Consider the following 2,820-nt stretch of genomic DNA (forward strand, 5'->3'; position numbering starts at 1 on the left):
CCCCGCGGTGCCTGTTCGTGTCCGGCCAGCCCGCCCCGCACGACGCCTCCCGCGACCGCATGCTCACCATGACCGAGCCGGAACTGCGCGCCGAGCTGGAGGCGTTCCTCCGCGGCCGGGGCATCGCACCGCGGCCGGACATGCTCGACCTCGGCCTCATGGTGCTGCTCAAGGACACCGCGGCGGCCGCCGCCTACCGGCGCGAGACGCCGGCGGCGCTGGACTTCCCCGTGGTCGTCCTGCACTGGCGGGACGACGCCGACGTGCGCCTCGACGACCTCCAGGGCTGGCGCCGGTACGCGGACTCCGTCGAGTTCCGCGTGATCGACGGCGGCCACTACGACTTCATGGACGCACCGGACGAACTGCGCACCCTGCTGACCCGCTGGCTGTGAGCGGAAGGATACGAAATGAGTGGCGCAGCCACCGATATCGCCGTCGTCGGACTGTCGTGCCGGTTCCCCGGTGTGCACGGCCCGGAGGCCTTCTGGCGGCTGCTGGCCGACGGGAGGTCGACGGTCGGCACGTTCCCCGCGAGCCGGGCGGCCGACGCGCAGGCCGACCTCTCCGCCCACCCGGACGCCGCCACACTCGGCGCCGGCTCCTTCCTCGACTCCGTCGACGGGTTCGACGCGGAGTTCTTCTCGGTGTCCGCCGCGGAGGCGGCCGCCATGGACCCCGTACAGCGTCTCGGACTCGAACTCGCCTGGGAGGCCGTCGAGGACGCGGGCGTCACGGCGGCCGCGCTCGCGGGCCGTGAGGTCGACGTCGTCGTCGGCGCGGCGCCCTCCGGCTACGACCAGCTGCGCAAGCGGTCCGGCAGCGACCAGGACGACCACTACGCCGCACTCGGCTCCAGCGGCGCACTGATCGCGAACCGCATCTCGAGCCTGTTCGACGTGCGCGGCATGAGCCTGTGCGCGGACTCCGGCCAGTCGTCCTCCCTGGTGTCCCTCGCGCTGACCTGCGACCGCATCCGCTCCGGCGCCGTCGACATGGCGCTCGCGGGCGGCGTGCACCTGATCATGGATCCGGAGTCCGGCACCGGTCTGGCGAACCTGGGCGCCCTCTCGCCCGAGGGCCGCTGCTTCCCCTTCGACGAGCGGGCGGGCGGCTTCGTCCGCGGCGAGGGCGGCGCGTTCGTCCTGCTCAAGCGGCTCGACCTCGCCGTGGCCGACGGCGACCACATCTACGCCGTGGTGCGCGGCTGGGGCGTGCGCAGCGGCGGCGCCTCGTCCCGGATGCCCGACCCCAGCCCCACCGGCCAGGCGTCGGCCGTCCTGTCCGCCCTGCGGAGCGCGGACCTCGCCTTCGACGCGGTCGACTACGTCGAGGCGCACGGCACCGGCACCCGGCTCGGCGATCCGGCCGAACTGGCCGGTCTGCGCGAGGTGCAGGCCGAACACGGCCGCGGCCGCCCCCTGACGGTCGGCTCGGTGAAGGCGAACGTCGGCCACCTGGAGCCCGCGGCCGGCCTGGCCGGTTTCGTCAAGACCGCGCTCTGCCTGGACCGCGGCCTGCTGGTCCCCCAGCCGGACTTCCACGCCCCGAACCCCGCCGTGAGCGACTTCGAGAAGGACTTCGAGGTGCTGCGGACCGCCCGGCCCTGGACCGGCGAGCCGGGGCGGCCGCGACGGGCCGGCGTGTCGTCGATCGGCATGGGCGGCACCAACGCCCACCTCATCCTCGAACAGGCCCCCGAACTCCCGGCACCGGCGCCCGTGGCGGCCCCCGCCGCCGTCCCCTGGGTGCTGTCGGCGCGCACGGAGGCGGCCCTGCGCGAGCAGGCCGCCCGGCTGAAGGAGTTCGTGACCGACGGGCTCCCGTCGTCACCGGCCGCCGTCGGCCACGCCCTCGCCACCGCACGGACCACGTTCGCGCACCGCGCGGTCGTCGTCGCCGGGGACCGGGCGGAGACGCTCGCCGGACTCGACCTGCTGGCCCGGGGCGAGACCTCGGCCCGCGCGGTACGCGGCACGGCCACGGCGGCGACGGGCCCGATCGTCTTCGTCTTCCCCGGCCAGGGCTCGCAATGGCTCGGCATGGGACGGCAGTTGTACGCGGAGTCGCCGGTGTTCGCCGCGTCGGTCGACGCGTGCGCGAAAGCGCTGGAGCCGTGGCTGGACTGGAGCCTCCTCGACCTGGTGACGGGCGCCGAGTCGGCCCCCTCGCTCGACGACGGGGACGCCGTCGTGCAGCCCGCGCTCTTCGCGATGATGGTGTCCCTGGCCCGCCTGTGGCAGTCCCTCGGCGTGGTCCCCGACGTGGTCATGGGCCACTCGCAGGGCGAGATCGCCGCGGCCTGCGCGGCCGGCGCCCTCAGCCTCGAGGACGCCGCCCGCGTCATCGCACTGCGCAGCCGCGCCCTGACCGCGCTGGCCGGCCACGGCACCATGAGCGCCGTGGCCGCGCCCGTGAGCTGGGTGGAGGAGCGCCTCGCCCGCTGGCCCGGACGGCTGTGCGTGGCGGTGGTCAACGGACCGGCCTCCGTGGTCGTCGCGGGAGACTCCGCCGCTGTCGAGGAGTTCGCCGCGCTCGCCGCCGACGACGGCGTACGGGTGCGCCCGGTCAAGGTCAGGTTCGCGTCCCACTCCCCGCTCGTCGAACGCATCCGCGACCAGGTGCTGGAGGCCGGCGCCGGCACCACGCCGCGGGAGACCGCGGTCGAGTTCCACTCCACGGTCACCGCGGGGCCGCTCGACACCCGGCGCCTGGACGCCGCGTACTGGTACGACAACCTGCGCTCGCAGGTCCGCTTCGGCGAGGCCGTCGAGCGGCTGATGCGGGAGCGCGGCGGCGTGTTCGTGGAGGTCAGCCCGC

General features: G+C 75.0%; 2 protein-coding genes. Both read left to right on the top strand.

The window, feature by feature from the left end; genetic code table 11:
* Window positions 1-395, top strand: a 395-nt coding sequence (locus K377_RS40850; RefSeq protein ID WP_375606005.1) for a thioesterase II family protein, incomplete at its 5' end; no start/stop codon positions are given.
* Between the two features lie 15 nt (window positions 396-410).
* The coding region (locus tag K377_RS40855) for a type I polyketide synthase (RefSeq protein ID WP_111668686.1) at window positions 411-2,820 on the top strand (2,410 nt) is incomplete at its 3' end.

This window comes from Streptomyces sp. PsTaAH-137 (genome assembly GCF_003259365.1).
Lineage (GTDB): Bacteria > Actinomycetota > Actinomycetes > Streptomycetales > Streptomycetaceae > Streptomyces.